Origin of the sequence: Streptomyces sp. NPDC086519 (genome assembly GCF_040686075.1) — a bacterium.
GTDB lineage: Bacteria > Actinomycetota > Actinomycetes > Streptomycetales > Streptomycetaceae > Streptomyces > Streptomyces shenzhenensis.
In genome coordinates, this window is the sequence record NZ_JBFBJL010000054.1 from 50,229 (window position 1) to 65,993 (window position 15,765).

Annotated in this window: 20 protein-coding genes; 3 read left to right on the forward strand and 17 right to left on the reverse strand. The window is 67.9% G+C overall.

Features of this window, described 5'->3' with window-relative positions; all coding sequences use genetic code 11:
• Positions 1-5 precede the first annotated feature (5 nt).
• From rplE to rpsJ, 14 genes are all read right to left on the reverse strand, one after another.
• A complete protein-coding gene (gene rplE / locus AB0P24_RS36290) occupies positions 6-563 on the reverse strand; it encodes a 50S ribosomal protein L5 (protein WP_093499638.1) in 558 nt (185 codons plus the stop codon).
• Positions 563-886 carry a 50S ribosomal protein L24 gene (gene rplX / locus AB0P24_RS36295; RefSeq protein WP_030967306.1) on the reverse strand — a complete coding sequence of 108 codons (324 nt, stop codon included), beginning with the start codon at positions 884-886 and terminating at the stop codon, positions 563-565. The genes rplE and rplX overlap by 1 nt, the downstream gene beginning before the upstream one ends.
• Positions 887-888: 2 nt before the next feature.
• Positions 889-1,257, reverse strand: coding sequence for a 50S ribosomal protein L14 (rplN, locus tag AB0P24_RS36300; RefSeq protein ID WP_359396279.1), 369 nt, complete (start codon positions 1,255-1,257; stop codon positions 889-891).
• A 97-nt stretch (positions 1,258-1,354) separates the two neighbouring features.
• On the reverse strand, positions 1,355-1,669 hold the full coding sequence (gene rpsQ, locus AB0P24_RS36305) for a 30S ribosomal protein S17 (protein WP_365801615.1): 315 nt from the start codon (positions 1,667-1,669) through the stop codon (positions 1,355-1,357).
• On the reverse strand, positions 1,669-1,893 hold the full coding sequence (rpmC, locus tag AB0P24_RS36310) for a 50S ribosomal protein L29 (RefSeq protein ID WP_030174543.1): 225 nt from the start codon (positions 1,891-1,893) through the stop codon (positions 1,669-1,671). The genes rpsQ and rpmC overlap by 1 nt, the downstream gene beginning before the upstream one ends.
• On the reverse strand, positions 1,893-2,312 hold the full coding sequence (gene rplP, locus AB0P24_RS36315) for a 50S ribosomal protein L16 (RefSeq protein ID WP_007494765.1): 420 nt from the start codon (positions 2,310-2,312) through the stop codon (positions 1,893-1,895). The genes rpmC and rplP overlap by 1 nt, the downstream gene beginning before the upstream one ends.
• Before the next feature lie 5 nt (positions 2,313-2,317).
• Complete coding sequence (gene rpsC / locus AB0P24_RS36320) at positions 2,318-3,145, reverse strand: 30S ribosomal protein S3 (RefSeq protein WP_046732371.1); 828 nt, start codon at positions 3,143-3,145, stop codon at positions 2,318-2,320.
• Positions 3,145-3,492: a 50S ribosomal protein L22 gene (rplV, locus tag AB0P24_RS36325; RefSeq protein ID WP_003974262.1), complete on the reverse strand. Its 348-nt coding sequence runs from the start codon at positions 3,490-3,492 to the stop codon at positions 3,145-3,147. Before rplV ends, rpsC begins: the two co-directional genes overlap by 1 nt.
• Before the next feature lie 44 nt (positions 3,493-3,536).
• On the reverse strand, positions 3,537-3,818 hold the full coding sequence (gene rpsS, locus AB0P24_RS36330; protein ID WP_003948639.1) for a 30S ribosomal protein S19: 282 nt from the start codon (positions 3,816-3,818) through the stop codon (positions 3,537-3,539).
• Between the two features lie 12 nt (positions 3,819-3,830).
• Positions 3,831-4,667: a 50S ribosomal protein L2 gene (rplB, locus tag AB0P24_RS36335; protein WP_093499642.1), complete on the reverse strand. Its 837-nt coding sequence runs from the start codon at positions 4,665-4,667 to the stop codon at positions 3,831-3,833.
• 38 nt (positions 4,668-4,705) lie between these two features.
• Positions 4,706-5,125 carry a 50S ribosomal protein L23 gene (gene rplW / locus AB0P24_RS36340; protein ID WP_181801296.1) on the reverse strand — a complete coding sequence of 140 codons (420 nt, stop codon included), beginning with the start codon at positions 5,123-5,125 and terminating at the stop codon, positions 4,706-4,708.
• The gene (gene rplD, locus AB0P24_RS36345; RefSeq protein ID WP_181801295.1) at positions 5,125-5,781 is read right to left on the reverse strand and encodes a 50S ribosomal protein L4; all 657 of its coding nucleotides are present in this window, start codon (positions 5,779-5,781) and stop codon (positions 5,125-5,127) included. Before rplD ends, rplW begins: the two co-directional genes overlap by 1 nt.
• 7 nt (positions 5,782-5,788) lie before the next feature.
• Positions 5,789-6,433: a 50S ribosomal protein L3 gene (gene rplC / locus AB0P24_RS36350; RefSeq protein ID WP_181801294.1), complete on the reverse strand. Its 645-nt coding sequence runs from the start codon at positions 6,431-6,433 to the stop codon at positions 5,789-5,791.
• A gap of 16 nt (positions 6,434-6,449) precedes the next feature.
• Entirely contained in the window at positions 6,450-6,758 is a 309-nt protein-coding gene (gene rpsJ / locus AB0P24_RS36355) for a 30S ribosomal protein S10 (protein ID WP_003948644.1), read from the reverse strand.
• Between the two features lie 744 nt (positions 6,759-7,502).
• On the opposite strand from rpsJ, the gene AB0P24_RS36360 reads away from it, so the two are divergent.
• Genes AB0P24_RS36360 through AB0P24_RS36370 form a run of 3 tightly spaced genes read left to right on the forward strand, consistent with a single transcriptional unit; the run spans position 7,503 to position 10,546 of the window.
• The gene (locus AB0P24_RS36360; RefSeq protein WP_365801620.1) at positions 7,503-8,168 is read left to right on the forward strand and encodes a response regulator transcription factor; all 666 of its coding nucleotides are present in this window, start codon (positions 7,503-7,505) and stop codon (positions 8,166-8,168) included.
• Positions 8,165-9,499 carry a HAMP domain-containing sensor histidine kinase gene (locus tag AB0P24_RS36365; protein WP_365801622.1) on the forward strand — a complete coding sequence of 445 codons (1,335 nt, stop codon included), beginning with the start codon at positions 8,165-8,167 and terminating at the stop codon, positions 9,497-9,499. Before AB0P24_RS36360 ends, AB0P24_RS36365 begins: the two co-directional genes overlap by 4 nt.
• 48 nt (positions 9,500-9,547) lie before the next feature.
• On the forward strand, positions 9,548-10,546 hold the full coding sequence (locus AB0P24_RS36370; RefSeq protein WP_365801624.1) for a glycosyl hydrolase: 999 nt from the start codon (positions 9,548-9,550) through the stop codon (positions 10,544-10,546).
• Positions 10,547-10,641: 95 nt separating this feature from the next.
• Here the strand turns inward: AB0P24_RS36370 and AB0P24_RS36375 are convergent, their stop codons facing one another.
• The 3 genes from AB0P24_RS36375 to AB0P24_RS36385 all read right to left on the reverse strand — a co-directional run.
• A complete protein-coding gene (locus tag AB0P24_RS36375) occupies positions 10,642-11,166 on the reverse strand; it encodes a hypothetical protein (RefSeq protein WP_365801625.1) in 525 nt (174 codons plus the stop codon).
• Positions 11,167-11,290: 124 nt separating this feature from the next.
• Positions 11,291-11,941: a hypothetical protein gene (locus tag AB0P24_RS36380; RefSeq protein ID WP_365801627.1), complete on the reverse strand. Its 651-nt coding sequence runs from the start codon at positions 11,939-11,941 to the stop codon at positions 11,291-11,293.
• Positions 11,942-11,952: 11 nt separating this feature from the next.
• A partial coding sequence (locus AB0P24_RS36385; protein ID WP_365801629.1) for a DUF6531 domain-containing protein occupies positions 11,953-15,765 on the reverse strand: 3,813 nt, incomplete at its 5' end.

Consider the following 15,765-nt stretch of genomic DNA (forward strand, 5'->3'; position numbering starts at 1 on the left):
CTCGCTCACGCCTCCTTGAACGGGAAGCCGAGGTGACGAAGGAGCGCGCGGCCCTCAGCGTCGTTGGTCGCCGTGGTCACCACGGTGATGTCCATACCCCGGGTACGGTCGATCTTGTCCTGGTCGATCTCGTGGAACATGACCTGCTCCGTGAGACCGAAGGTGTAGTTGCCACGGCCGTCGAACTGCTTGGGGGACAGACCGCGGAAGTCGCGGATGCGCGGGAGCGCGAGCGACAGGGTGCGGTCCAGGAACTCCCACATGCGGTCGCCACGGAGCGTGACGTGGGCACCGATCGGCTGACCCTCACGCAGCTTGAACTGCGCGATGGACTTGCGGGCCTTGGTGACGGCCGGCTTCTGACCGGTGATCGTGGTGAGGTCGCGGATCGCGCCCTCGATCAGCTTCGAGTCACGGGCGGCGTCGCCGACACCCATGTTGACCACGATCTTGACGAGGCCGGGGATCTGCATGACGTTCTCGTACTTGAACTCGTCACGCAGCTTGCCCGCGATCTCCTCGCGGTACTTCAGCTTCAGACGCGGAGCAGTGGTGGTAGCCATCAGATGTCCTCACCCGTCCGCTTGGCAACGCGGATCTTGTTGCCTTCGTCGTCGAAGCGGTAACCGACACGCGTGACGACCTTGTTGCCGTCCTTCTCAACGACCAGCTGGACGTTGGAGACGTGGACGGGCGCCTCGGTCGTGACGATGCCGCCGGCCTGCGAACCGCGAGCGGTCGGGCCGGCCTTGGTGTGCTTCTTGACCCGGTTGACACCCTCGACCAGAACACGGTCCTCGCGGGGGTAGGCCGCGATGACCTTGCCCTGCTTGCCCTTGTCCTTACCGGTGATGACCTGGACCAGGTCGCCCTTCTTGATCTTCATGCTTACAGCACCTCCGGCGCGAGCGAGATGATCTTCATGAACTTCTTCTCGCGCAGCTCCCGGCCGACCGGGCCGAAGATGCGGGTACCGCGAGGGTCGCCGTCGTTCTTCAGAATGACGGCGGCGTTCTCGTCGAAGCGGATGTACGAGCCGTCCGGACGGCGGCGTTCCTTGACGGTGCGAACGATGACCGCCTTGACGACGTCACCCTTCTTCACGTTGCCACCGGGGATCGCGTCCTTGACGGTGGCGACGATGACGTCACCGATGCCCGCGTAGCGGCGACCGGAGCCACCGAGCACACGGATGCAAAGGATCTCCTTCGCACCAGTGTTGTCGGCGATGCGCAGTCGCGACTCCTGCTGGATCACGTCTATCTCCTGATTGTCTGCCGGTTCCCCGGGGGCCGTTCAGAACGGCCCCCGGAGCCTGGCGGAACTGTCCTGCGAGGAATGCCCCGCAGGAGACTTACTTGGCCTTCTCGAGGATCTCGACGACGCGCCAGCGCTTCGTCGCGGACAGCGGCCGGGTCTCCATGAGGAGGACACGGTCGCCGACGCCCGCGGCGTTCTGCTCGTCGTGCGCCTTGAGCTTGTTCGTACGGCGGATGACCTTGCCGTACAGCGCGTGCTTGACGCGGTCCTCGACGGCGACGACGACGGTCTTGTCCATCTTGTCGCTGACGACCAGACCCTCACGGGTCTTGCGGAAGCTACCGCGCGCCTCGCCCGCGGCGGAGCCGCTGTTGGATGCAGTCTGCTCAGTCACGTTGCTCTCGCTCATCAGGCGCTCTCCACCGTCTCGATGCCCAGCTCGCGCTCACGCATCAGGGTGTAGATCCGCGCGATGTCCTTACGGACGGCCTTGAGCCGACCGTGGTTCTCGAGCTGACCCGTCGCCGCCTGGAAGCGGAGGTTGAACAGCTCTTCCTTGGCCTCGCGGAGCTTGCCCAGAAGCTCCTCGTTGCCCAGCTCGCGCAGCTCGGACGCCTTGGTACCGGCCGACATCACGCTTCACCTGCCTCGCGCTTGACGATCCGGCACTTCATCGGCAGCTTGTGGGCCGCACGGGTCAGCGCCTCACGGGCGATCTTCTCGTTGGGGTACGACAGCTCGAACATCACGCGTCCGGGCTTGACGTTGGCGATCCACCACTCCGGAGAACCCTTACCGGAACCCATGCGGGTCTCGGCGGGCTTCTTGGTGAGCGGACGGTCCGGGTAGATGTTGATCCAGACCTTGCCACCACGCTTGATGTGACGCGTCATGGCGATACGAGCGGCCTCGATCTGACGGTTCGTCACATACGCCGGGGTGAGCGCCTGGATGCCGTACTCGCCGAACGCAACCGTCGTGCCACCCTTGGCAGCGCCGCTGCGTCCCGGGTGGTGCTGCTTGCGGTGCTTGACCCTACGGGGGATCAGCATGTCGGTCAGGCCTCCGTTCCGGTGCTCTCAGCCGGAGCGGCGGCGGGGGCCTCGGCCTTGGGGGCCTCGGCACCGGCAGCCTGCTGCGGCTTGCGACCGCGCCGCTCGCCGCCGCGGCCACCACGGGCCGGGCGGTCCGCAGCGCCGCCACCACGGGCCGGGCGGTTGCCGGCACGGGCAGCGGCGTTCTCGGCGCGGACCTCGGCGATGTTCTTGACGTCGCCCTTGTAGATCCAGACCTTCACGCCGATGCGGCCGAAGGTCGTCTTGGCCTCGAAGAAGCCGTAGTCCACGTTCGCGCGGAGCGTGTGCAGGGGCACGCGGCCCTCGCGGTAGAACTCCGAGCGGGACATCTCGGCGCCGCCGAGGCGGCCACCGCACTGGATCTTGATGCCCTTGGCCCCGGCCTTCATCGCCGACTGCATGCTCTTACGCATGGCGCGGCGGAAGGAGACGCGGGAGGAGAGCTGCTCGGCGACGGCCTGGGCCACCAGCTGAGCGTCCGTCTCCGGGTTCTTGACCTCGAGGATGTTCAGCTGGACCTGCTTGCCGGTCAGCTTCTCCAGGTCACCGCGGATGCGGTCGGCCTCGGCGCCGCGGCGGCCGATGACGATGCCCGGACGCGCGGTGTGGATGTCCACGCGGACGCGGTCACGGGTGCGCTCGATCTCCACCTTCGAGATGCCGGCGCGCTCCATGCCGGACGTCATCATCCGACGGATGGCGACGTCTTCCTTGACGTAGTCCTTGTACAGCTTGTCGGCGTACCACCGGGACTTGAAGTCCGTGGTGACACCGAGCCGGAACCCATGCGGGTTAACCTTCTGGCCCATTACCGGGTTCCTTCCTTGCTGCTGACGACCACGGTGATGTGGCTGGTCCGCTTGCGGATCCGGTAGGCACGGCCCTGGGCGCGCGGACGGAACCGCTTCAGGGTCGGGCCCTCGTCGACGTATGCCTCGGAGATGAAGAGGCTGTCGGCGTCGGTGTGGTCGTAGTTGTGCGCGGCGTTGGCGATGGCGCTGTCGAGCACCTTGCCGACCGGCACGGAGGCTGCCTGCGGAGCGAATCGCAGAACAGCCTGAGCCTCCGTGGCATCCATGCCACGGATAAGGTCCACCACGCGGCGGGCCTTCATGGGCGTAACGCGGATGTACCGCGCCTGGGCCCTGGCTTCCATGGTTGTCCCTCTCAGTTACTTACGTGTCTGAATGCGATCCGCTACTAGCGGCGCTTCGACTTCCGGTCGTCCTTGACGTGGCCACGGAAGGTGCGGGTCGGCGAGAACTCGCCGAGCTTGTGGCCGACCATCGACTCGGTGACGAACACCGGGATGTGGGTCTTGCCGTTGTGCACCGCGATCGTGTGGCCGAGCATGGCCGGGACGATCATCGAGCGGCGGGACCAGGTCTTGATGACGTTCTTGGTGCCGGCTTCGTTCTGGACATCCACCTTCTTGATCAGGTGGTCGTCGACGAAGGGCCCCTTCTTCAAGCTACGCGGCATCTCAACCCGTCCTTAGCGCTTCTTGTTCGTCTTGCGGCGGCGGACGATGTACTTGTTCGACGCCTTCTTGGGCGAACGAGTACGGCCTTCCTTCTTGCCCCACGGGGACACAGGGTGACGACCACCGGAGGTCCGGCCCTCACCACCACCGTGCGGGTGGTCGACCGGGTTCATCACGACACCACGGACGGTCGGGCGGACGCCCAGCCACCGCTTGCGGCCGGCCTTGCCCCAGTTGATGTTCGACTGCTCGGCGTTGCCGACCTCACCGACGGTGGCGCGGCAGCGCGCGTCCACCATGCGGATCTCGCCGGACGGCATACGGAGGGTCGCCATGGCGCCCTCACGGGCGAGCAGCTGCACCGAGGCACCCGCGGAGCGGGCGAACTTGGCGCCACCGCCGGGACGGAGCTCGATCGCGTGGACCGTGGTACCGACCGGGATGTTGCGGAGGGCCAGGTTGTTGCCCGGCTTGATGTCGGCCCCGGGACCGTTCTCCACGGTGTCGCCCTGCTGCAGGTTGCGCGGGGCGAGGATGTAGCGCTTCTCGCCGTCGGCGTAGTGCAGCAGCGCGATGCGCGCGGTGCGGTTGGGGTCGTACTCGATGTGCGCGACCTTCGCCGGCACGCCGTCCTTGTCGTGACGACGGAAGTCGATCACGCGGTAGGCGCGCTTGTGTCCGCCACCCTGGTGGCGAACGGTCACACGACCGGCGTTGTTACGGCCGCCCTTGCTGTGCAGCGGGCGGACCAGCGACTTCTCCGGCGTGGACCGCGTGACCTCGACGAAGTCGGCGACGCTGGCGCCACGGCGGCCCGGCGTAGTCGGCTTGTACTTGCGGATTCCCATTTCTCAGTCCTCGTCCGATATCGGACGATCCGACCCGCTTACGCGGTCGGACCGCCGAAGATGTCGATACGGTCGCCCTCGGCGAGGGTCACGATCGCGCGCTTGGTCGCCGCGCGCTGGCCGAAGCCGGTGCGGGTGCGCTTGCGCTTGCCCTGGCGGTTGATCGTGTTGACCCCGGTGACCTTGACCGAGAAGACCGCCTGGACGGCCTGCTTGATCTGGGTCTTGTTGGCGTTCGGGTCGACGATGAACGTGTACTTGTTCTCGTCGAGGAGCGCGTAGCTCTTCTCGGAGACGACCGGCTTCAGCAGGATGTCACGGGGGTCCGTGTACGACTTGCTGAGCGGGGTCTCGACGGTGTTCTTGCCCTCGGCCTCGTGGCGGCGCGCCTTGGCGACGCGGGCGGCCTTGGCGGCCTTGGCGGCCTTCGAGGCGATGCTCGGGTGACGGATAGCCATCAGACCTCGGTCCCTTCGGTGTCGTTGGCCTTCGGGCCGGCGACGAAGGACTCGAAGGCGGCCTGGGTGAAGACCACGTCGTCCGAGACGATCACGTCGTACGTGTTCAGCTGGCCCGGCTCCAGGATGTGGACCTGGGGCAGGTTGCGGGCGGACAGCCACGCGGCCTCGTCGGCGCGGTCGATGACCAGGAGCAGGTTCTTGCGCTCCGAGATCTTGCCGAACAGCGTGCGAGCGGCCTTGGTGCTGGGGGTCTCGCCCTCGATCACGCCGGTGACGACGTGGATGCGGTTGTGACGCGCCCGGTCGGTGAGGGCGTGACGCAGAGCGGCAGCCTTCATCTTCTTCGGGGTGCGCTGCGAGTAGTCACGCGGCTGCGGGCCGTGGACGACGCCACCGCCGGCGAACTGCGGCGCGCGGGTCGAGCCCTGGCGGGCGCGGCCGGTGCCCTTCTGGCGGTACGGCTTCTTGCCGCCACCACGGACCTCGCCACGGGTCTTCGTCTTGTGCGTGCCCTGACGGGCGGCCGCGTTCTGCGCGACGACGACCTGGTGGATCAGCGGGATGCTGACCTTCTCCACGCCGAAGATCTCCGCGGGGAGCTCGACGGTTCCGGTCTTCTCGCCGGCAGGCGAAAGGATGTCAACAGTGCTCATCGGTACCTCAGGCCCCCTTGGCCGCGGTGCGGACCAGGACGAGGCCGCCGTTCGGACCGGGAACCGCGCCCTTGATGAGCAGCAGACCCTTCTCCGCGTCAACGGCGTGGACGGTCAGGTTCTGGGTGGTGACACGCTCGTTGCCCATGCGACCCGCCATGCGGAGGCCCTTGAACACGCGGCCCGGGGTGGCGCAGCCACCGATGGAACCGGGCGAGCGGTGCTTGCGCTGGGTGCCGTGACCGGCGCCGAGGCCCTTGAAGTTGTGACGCTTCATGACACCGGCGAAGCCCTTGCCCTTGCTCTTGCCGGTGACGTCGACCTTCACGCCGGCCTCGAAGACCTCGGCGGTGACTTCCTGACCGAGGGTGTACTCGGCGGCGTCGGCCGTACGGATCTCGACGAGGTGGCGGCGGGGGGTGACGTCGGCCTTCGCGAAGTGACCCTTGAGGGGCTTGTTCACCTTGCGCGGGTCGATCTCGCCGAAGGCGAGCTGGACGGACTCGTAGCCGTCGACGTCGTTGGTGCGGACCTGGGTCACGACATTCGGGCCGGCCTTGACGACGGTCACCGGGACGACCCGGTTGTTCTCGTCCCAAACCTGCGTCATGCCGAGCTTCTCGCCCAGGATGCCCTTGATCTGCTTAGCCATTCTCAGATCACCGGCCTCAGAGCTTGATCTCGATGTCGACACCGGCCGGGAGGTCGAGTCGCATCAGAGAGTCAACGGTCTTGGGGGTCGGGTCGAGGATGTCGATCAGGCGCTTGTGGGTGCGCATCTCGAAGTGCTCGCGCGAGTCCTTGTACTTGTGCGGCGACTTGATGACGCAGTACACGTTCTTCTCAGTGGGCAGCGGCACCGGGCCCGCGACCGACGCACCAGTGCGAGTCACCGTCTCGACGATCTTCTTCGCCGAGGAGTCGATGACCTCGTGGTCGTAGGCCTTGAGCCGGATGCGGATCTTCTGTCCCGCCATGGCTACTCAGTAGTCCTGTCTCTGCTAACGCTCTGGAACCCGGCGATTCCTTCATGCCGCCTTCCTTCCTCCGACCCACGCGGTCGGGCGTGTCGCACTCTCACTGACACAGATGTCCCTTGTTCGAACATCCCTGCGGGGAATGCACACGGCCCTTCCGGTACCGCAAGCCGAGGGCGGAAGGCCCACCGGGCGCCTGGCCGGTGCCGCACCGCACTTCCCGAAAGATTCCCGTACGTCCGCCCCAGCGCTGCCGTGAGGCAGTTAGGACGACGAGTACTGTGGGACTCGCTTCCGGTCCTCCCGGCGGGAGGCGCGCAGCATCAACACTCGACCGAGCAACTCGGACAGTCTGCCATACGGGCCGGGGGGCTGGCCAATCGAGCCGGAGAGAATACCCCCGGGGGGACGTAGGTCAAACACCTGCCCAGACGATGGCCGCCCCGCCGCCCGCACCGGTTGTCGCTTCCCCGGCGGCACGGGAGTGGCCGGAGGTCCCGCTTCCAGCGCCGGCGGGAGCGGGTCACGCAAGGGCGGCGGGCGGGGTATCCACCTCTGCCAGGGGCGACCTGTCCGGCGCACACGGACGCGAAGAAGGCCACCGCACCGCCACGATCGTCCTCGCCGCGCCCTACCAGGACGGCCACCGTCTCGTCCTCTTCGAACGCGGATCCGTCGCGCAGGGCGAACCCTTTGGACGGGGTACGGGGCACGGGTGAGCTGCTCGCCGTAGCATCACCCACCGTGCGCGTGCTCCTGGTGGAAGACGACCCCGAACTCGCTCCCGCGATCGCGACCGGACTGCGCGCCGCGGGTTTCGCTGTCGACCGGGCCGAGCGAATGGACGAGGCCGACCTCAAGGTGGTGGTCAACGCCTACGACTGTGTGATCGCGGACCGTGGTCTGCCCGACGGCGACGCCTTGGCGCTGATCAAGGCGTGGCGGGAGACCGGGCGGACGTTCCCCGTGCTGGTGCTCACCGCGCTGGGGGCCGTCGACGACCGGGTGTCGGGCTTCGAGCACGGTGCCGACGACTATCTCGTCAAACCGTTCGCCATGGCCGAGCTGACCGTGCGGGTGCGTGCCCTGTGCCGGCGCGACAACCCGCCGCGGCCGCCCCGGCTCACCGTCGGCGACGTGACACTGGACCTGCCGACCCGGCGGGTGCGCCGCGCCGGTGTGCTGCTCACGCTCACCGCGAAGGAATTCGCCGTACTCGAAGCGCTGATGCTGCGCGCCGGCGAGGTCCTCACGCGCAGCGAACTGCTCGAGAGCTGCTGGGACGAGATGAGCGATCCCCGGTCTAACGTGGTCGACGTGGTCGTCGGGCAGCTGCGCAGGAAGCTCGGACCGCCGGATCTCATCGAGTCCCTGCGGGGTGTCGGCTACCGCATCCGGGAGCCGGTATGAACGCCGGTCCTCCCTCGGCCGGGCGCCCCGCCGCCGGTACTGCCTCGGGTACTGCATCCGGTCCTGCCTCCGTCGTACGGCTGCGCCGGACCCGGTGGACGCTGACGCTGCTCTACACGGCGGTGAGCGCCGCCGCCTTGGTGGCACTGGTGTTCATCGCCACCGCCATCGACGCCCGGGCCGCGTCCCGCGCTCTGGACTCACAGGTGAGCGGACGTGCGCTGGCGCTTTCCCGTGCCGTCTGGATGGACCACGGGACACTGCATCTGGAGCCGCTGTCGGAGGACGAGCTGGCGAACGCGTCGACCGTGACCGCGGTAATACGGCGTGAGGGCACGGGTCCCGTGCGGGTGCGGTGGGCGCGGCCGTCCGCCCCCTCCCCGCTGCCCCCGGCGGGCGAACTCCACACCCTGTGGACGTCCACGGTCCGGGAGCAGGGTCCGGTCCTGGCGACAGCCGCCGGAGCCGACGGCAGAAGGCTGCGCTGGGCCGCCGCACCGGTCTGGGACACCGACACCATCGGTGCCGTGGTCCTCACCGCGGTCGAACTGGCGCCGTTGGAGCGACAGCACGAGGAATTGGTCCGCTCGCTTGTCGCCGGCTGTGCCGTCCTGGTATTCGTCTCGGCCGGCGCCGGCCACTGGCTGTCGGGACGGAGCATGCGCCCGGCGCTGCGCGCACTGGACCAGCAGGAGCGGTTCCTGAGGGAGGCGGCCCACGAACTGCGCACCCCGCTCGCCGCGTTGCGCCTCGCCCTGGAGGGCGGCGTGACCTCGACGCCCGGGGCGACGAGGGCGCCGGCCGACGCGGTGCGGCTGGTCGACCACCTGGCCCGCCTGGTGGCGGGGCTGCTCAGCAGGGCCCGCGTCCAGGCGGGAAGCGTACGGGTGGAGCTCACCCCGTTGCGCCTTGACCAGCTGGTCGAGCAGGTGGTTGACGAACTCCCTTACGACGAGGCGGACGTGACGGTACGGACCCGGCCGACCGTCGTGCTCGGCGACCCCGACCTGCTGACCCAGGCCGTACGCAACCTCGTCGAGAACGCCCTGCGTCACGGGGCACCGGCCGACGGGCCTCCGCTCGTGGACGTGCACGTCGCGGCCGGCCGGATCTCGGTCCGCGATCACGGTCCGGGCATCGCCGCGGCGGATCGCGAGAAGGTCTTCGGCGACCGGGTGACCGGCGGGCGTGACGGGCGGGACGGCGTCGGGGTGGGGCTCGCCATCGTCCGGTGGGTCGCCGACCTGCACGGCGGCACGGCCCGGGCGGTACGGGCGCCCGGCGGCGGAGCCCTTGTCGAACTGGCGCTTCCGCCGCACACGCCGTCCTGACAGCCGCCCCTCATCGTCCCCTCATCGTCGGGTCGGCACCCTGCACACGTGAACAGACACCTCGGTCCGCGATGCGCCGCAGTCCTCCTGCTGGCACTCACCACACTGACCACCGCCTGCTCCGGCTCGACGGCAGGCGTCAACCCCGCGGCGGACGCCCTCCCCCAGATCAGCCGGAGTGCACCGGCCGCCTCGAAGGTGAGCGGCACCGTCCGGGGAGTCCCGCTCGTTCCCGCACAGGGCGCGCTGCTCGGTCACTTCTACGGTTCCGGCACGATGGCCGCGACCGACGCCCGCATCGGGCGGAAACCGGCCGTCCATCTCACCTACTACGACTGGTCCGACGACTGGACGGGCTCCTCCTCGACCACCCGCGCGGACCTCGCGGAAGGCCGCGTCCCGCTGGTCAACTGGGAGCCCGACAACATCGACTTCGACAAGATCATCAGTGGCGCCCTGGACTCGACGATCAGCAAGCGCGCTGACGGGGCCAAGGCGCTCGGCAAGCTGTTCTTCCTCGATTTCGCGGCCGAGATGAACGAGGGGGAGGGCTGGGGCGGGCACCGGCCCTCGAAGTACATCGCCGCCTACCGCCACATCCACGACGTCTTCGTGGCACGCGGCGCGACGAACGTCGTATGGGCGTGGTGCCCGAACGTCACCGACAGCGAGGGTGCCCCCTCGATGATGTCCTACTACCCCGGCGACCAGTACGTCGACTGGACCGGCGTCGACGGATACAACTGGGGAACGTCCGACCCGGATTTCACGTGGCAGAGCTTCAAGGACACCTTCTCCGCCACCTACGCGAAGCTCGCCGCGAAGGGCAAGCCCGTCATCATCGCCGAGACGGCCTCCGACGAGGTCGGCGGCAGCAAGGCGGCGTGGATCGCGGGGATCGTCTCGGCGCTGAAGACGAAGTTCCCGCTGATCAAGGCGGTGGTCTGGTTCGACGTCGACAAGGAGCGCCACTGGCAGATCAACTCCTCGGCCTCGTCGCTGACGGCGTACCAGCGCATGGCGAAGGACCCTTACTTCAACCCCTGACGCGGGGTGCCAGCCCGGCCGACGTCGGCGGCCCCGGGACGCGTCACGACCAGTCGTCGTCCTCGCGCGTCACAACCAGTCGTCGTCCTCGCGCGTCACAACCAGTCGTCGTCCTCGGCGTCCTCGGCGTCGGCGTCGTCCGGGGTGTCCGCGCGCAGGACGACGACGAGCTGGACGGGCGCGTCGGTGTCGCTGTGCTTGACCCCGGCCAGGACGACCTTGTCCGCGACGATCCAGGCCCGGTGCTCGATGAAGTCCTCGTCTCCGGTCAGATCCCGGTCCGACTCCTGGAGCCGCGGTCCGAGGACTCCGGATGTCAGCTGCGAGACGACCGTCGGGAGTTCCGCCGCTGCCGCGTCGTAGAGCTCTTCGATGTAGGTGTCCGGATCCGGCCGCTCGTCCTCGACATCGCGGTGCCAGAGAGTGAACTGCACCTCCACAGGCGCGTTCCCCTGGACCCATGCGCCGGCACCGTCGCGCCGCCAGGTGGTGGCCCACGCCTTCGCGGGGTTCCTGCGCTCACCCGTCCACCCGGCCGCGGCGAGGACTCCCTCCACGGCCTGGCCACTGAGTTCGTCGAGATCGGACAGCCGACCCAGTTCAGCGCTTACGTCATCCATTTACTCATTCCACTCATACCATTGCCCGGCACATGGAAGACCGCTCACAACCGCGTGACCCCAGGTCTGCCGCCCGACTGCGCGCCGCTCCCGGCCGCCTGGGCTGTACGAGCCGTGCCGCCCGTCAGGCGGACTCCAGCAACCGCTCCAGTTCCTGGTCATAGGCCCGATACCCCGCCTTCCCGGCTTCAGGCGCGCCGGACTGGGGGTGGAGGATGGCAGGGAGATGACCGACGCGCCACATGCGGTAGACCAGTTCAGGCGTGCGCACACCAGTCGGATCCACCACATCGGACGCGACGCCGAGAAGTCGGGCGATTCGCCGGGCACCGGTATCGGCCCGCATGCCGGCCGCGACGGCCGCGTTCACCAGGGCCTGGAGAAGATTGACGAGCTGCAGGTCCGCTGCCATACGGCACATGCGCCGCACCGTGGCCGGCTCCTCCAGCCGCTCCAGTGGCTGCGGGATCCCGGTGACACCTGCCGACCACAGAAGCAGCGACGCCGCGGTCACCTCGTGGTCGCGGAAGTAGCCCAGTTCATCAGCGATGGCCATGGCCTCGTCGCCGAATCCGCAGACCTCTCTGACGCCTTCGAGCAGGGCCCGCACCCGGTCACCCCCGCGATCCAGGAAACCGGCCATCGAGACATCCGCGAGGGCCCATGTGCCCGTGGCGTTCACCGCGCCGACCTCCACCACGCCGCCGAGCGGCCCGAACACCTCACGAGCGAGCACACTCTCCGGTACCGGGAACGCACGTTCTGCCAAAGTCACTCGCCCCATATCTAGAATAGACCCATCATGTGCTGGATTATCGCATCCCTTTGCGGCAGGGCACGCGGAGATCCCGAATTCAGAACGTCCAGCCCTTCCGGCGTGTTCACGAAATACTCAGGCTGTTTTCCGGCGGGTCCGCTGTGCTCCCGCAAAACCGATTCGGCGAATGACTTGGGTACCTCGGTTCGCACAACCACCCCTTCGGGACCAGCGTACTGAGTGGCTGCCCTGCTGAAATCATCCGTCAAGTAAACACCGGTGTCCGGCGTGTACTGGCGCTGCAGATCTCCCGAACTGCCCAGCGAGAATTTGTCACCGGTCCAGTTTTTCGAGCCATGGTAGAGGACTACGGTTTCCTCTTCGCACGACATGAGGCCCAACGGGTCGATCTGCCGCCATGGGTTGGTGACGTACCCGTAGGGGTTGGGAGCAGGTGCAAGGCCGAGCGGGTCGAGCGACGTGTATCGCGCGGTGTCCGGATCGTAGTACCGGTGGAAGTTGTAGTGCAGGCCGGTCTCGAAGTCCTGGTACTGCCCGGGAAAGCGCAGCGGCGTGTAAGCCTCGCGCTTACTCGGCACGTAGGTCGCGCCCCATGTCGTCCGCCGTGCGCGCCAGGCCACCGAACCCTGGGGATCGATCAGTTCGGTGGGGGTCCCGACCAAGTCGGTGACGATCGCGAAGAACCGGGAGTCGATCTCCTCCTGCGTCGCCGCGTCGGTCAGCCGCTCGGTCTGCGTGAGGGGGCGTGGGCCGTCGTGGTCCCAGGTGAGGGTGACCGGATGGGGCGCCGCCGGGCCGTAGGTGGTCTGCTCGGCGAGGATTGCCCCGTCCCAGGTGAAGTCCGTGCGCTCCACGACCGTACGGCCGTCGTCGCCGAGGCGTTCCTTGGCGATTCGCCGGCCGAGGGGGTCGTAGAGGTAACGCCAGACAGCGCCGTCCGGGGTCACCACGGACGTGAGGCGGTCTTCGGCATCCCACGAGTACCGCCATACGTCGGGTTTCCGGGACAGCCTGGTCCTACGGCGCTCGACCACACGTCCGGCCACGTCGTAGACGTAACGGGTGGCGCCTGCCCGGTGCAGACGGGTTCCGGCGTAGGCCCGGTCGCCCGCCGTTCCTTCAGCTCCCGGATAACCGGCCCAGGCGGCGGAGGCGATGTGGCCGGCCACGTCATAGACGTAGCTCTCTCTACGGTCTCCCGCCTCGATGCCGCGTACGCGCCCCATGACGTCGATGTCCAGGGCTGTCGGGCCGTCAAGGGCGTCCGCGATCCCCGTGAGGTGGCCGTCCCGTCCGTATTCGTACGTGCGGCTCTGGACCAGCCGATCGCCTGCGGCCCATCGCTGTTCCGAGGGCCGTCCGTTCGCGCCCCATGACTGGGTGAAACGCAGGGAGCCATCGATCAGGCGGCTGATCTCCTGGCCTGCCGCGTCGTTCACGAACTCGATGACGTGCCCAGAGCTGTCCAGACCGATCGTCCGTCCGACGGCGTCATAGCTGTACCGTGCCCGCGCGCCAGACGGCGTGCTGCGCTCGACGCGGCGCCCCGAGGCGTCGTACGAGGAGACCAGCGACCGGCCGTCGACCCGCTCGACGACGGTCCGCCCGGCGCGGTCACGCTCGAACCGGAGGTCGCAGTCAGGGCCCGTGGCTCGGACGAGCCGGCCCATCGCGTCATGCCCGTAGGTCGTCGTCTCACCGCCGACCGTCTTGGCGACAAGCCGGCCCATGACGTCGTAGACGTAGTCGACGCCCTGTCCCGCCGGGTTCACCCGCCTGCCGACCCGGCCGACGGCATCGTGCTCGTACACAGTGCACTGTTCGTCGAAGTCCGACTCGGCCACGAGTCGGCCCGCGGAGTCGTACGTGTACCTCCAGTGCAGACCCAGCGGGTTGCTCACATCCGTGAGCCGGAGCGACGCGTCGTAGCCGAACTCGTATCGGCCGCCGTCGGGGGCCGTCTGTGCCTTCAGTAGATCGAACGGACCATATTCGAAGGTCGTCCGCGCACCGCCCGGTCCGGTGTGGGAGGTGCAGTTCCCCTCGCCGTCATAGCGCCAGCTCTCCTCCGAGCCGTTGGGGGCGACCACCTGGGTGATCCGCCCCTCGACCGTCCACCGGAGACTCGTGGTCCGCCCCAGCGGATCGGTGACACCGCTGAGCCGGCCAAAGGCGTCGTAGGTGCGGGTTGAACGTTCGCCCAAGGCGCTGACGGTCTCGACACGCAGGCCGGCCCGATCACAACGCACATGGGTCGTGGCACCAAGCGGGTCCGTGACCGACTCCAGGGCCCCTCGGTCGTCGTACGTGAACCGAGTGTGACTCCCGTCGGGGGCGGTAGAAGACACCCGGTTGCCCCGGCTGTCATAGCCGTGCTCCCAGAACGTCCCGTCCGGGAGGCCCACCCGAACCGGCAACTGGAGGGTGTCGTACTCCACCGTGACCAGACCGCCGTTGGGCAGCGCAACCCGCGTCGGCTTACCGACGGCGTTGTTCTCGTAGCGGGTGACGGCCCCGAGTGCGTCCGTACGCGAGAGCAGGTGATGATCTCGGTCGTATTCGGTACGGGTGGTGTTCCCTAGAGGGTCGATCTCGGCGACCACCTGGCTCTCGCCGTTGACGACGAAGCGGGACACCGAACCGTCCGTAGTGACGTAGGTGGTGATTCGGCAGCCCGGCCATGCGGCGTCCGTACCCTCGTACGCAAACGTCCCGGCAAGGTGTCCGGCCTCGCCACGCTGTGCGACACACCGGTCGCGGTCGTCGTAGGCGTACGAGTAACGGCTGCCGTTCCGGTCGGTCCACGAGGTGACCCGCAGACGCTCGTCGTAGGCGAATGCAAGGGTGCTGCCGGAGGAATTGGCGACGCCGGTAAGATTGCCGTCGGTGTACTCATAGCCCCTGACAAGAACATCCGAGCCGTCCTCAGCCCCACCGACCAGCCTCATTGAGGTGACACGGCCCTCATCGGCGGTGAAGGCCAGGTGGTATCCACCCGAGTGACGCATCGCGAGTGGCGAGCCGGTGCTGTCGTACTCGAAGGTGACGCGGTTGGCATTGCGGTCGGCTATCTCGGTGATGTGTGCCGTGCCGTCAGCGAGCGGTGCGAAGCGGCGGGTGAGCCCGGTGTGCGGGTCGTCCACGCGATAGGTTCCGTCGGCCTCCTGAGTGAGGGACAGCCTGGGTCCGGAGACGGGGAACCACGTTCGGCCCTCGGCGTCCGCGCCACGGTAGAGGAGCAACATCCCGTCCTCCGTGACGAAGACGATCTCTCCGTCGCCGATCTCCAGGTGCTGGTCGAGAGTGGAGCTCCAACCGGGACCGAACCACCAGCCGCATCGGTATCCCGACGAGACCCGCCGGACGAATGCCAGGGGAAGGGTCCCGGGGAGGGAGACATCCGTCTCGGCCAGGAACATCTCGCCCGTCGCCACATCGACAGGGTCACCGCACCCCTTGATCTTGCTTTTCAACCGGTTGAAAGCGCCCTTGGCACCGTCCTCCAGCATGCCGCGGGCGTTCTTCCCCAGTCCGCGGACGGCGAGGCTCATGGCCTTCATGCCGCCGCGCAGGTCCTTCAGCTCCCTCAGCCCCTTGGCGAGCTTGCCAAGGCTGGTGATGCCCTTGCCGCCGGGTATGCAGTCCATGGCCGCGAACGCCACGTCCCACAGGGACGCTTGGCCTTTTGAGTATTTGTAGAGCGTGTCCGCGAGCACGACGAGCGCGGCGACCAGCACGATCGCGCCGAGGATCGGCCCGCCGATGATCAACGCGATGATCCCGACGACCGCGACGACGACCTTGCAGACGGTGACGATGGT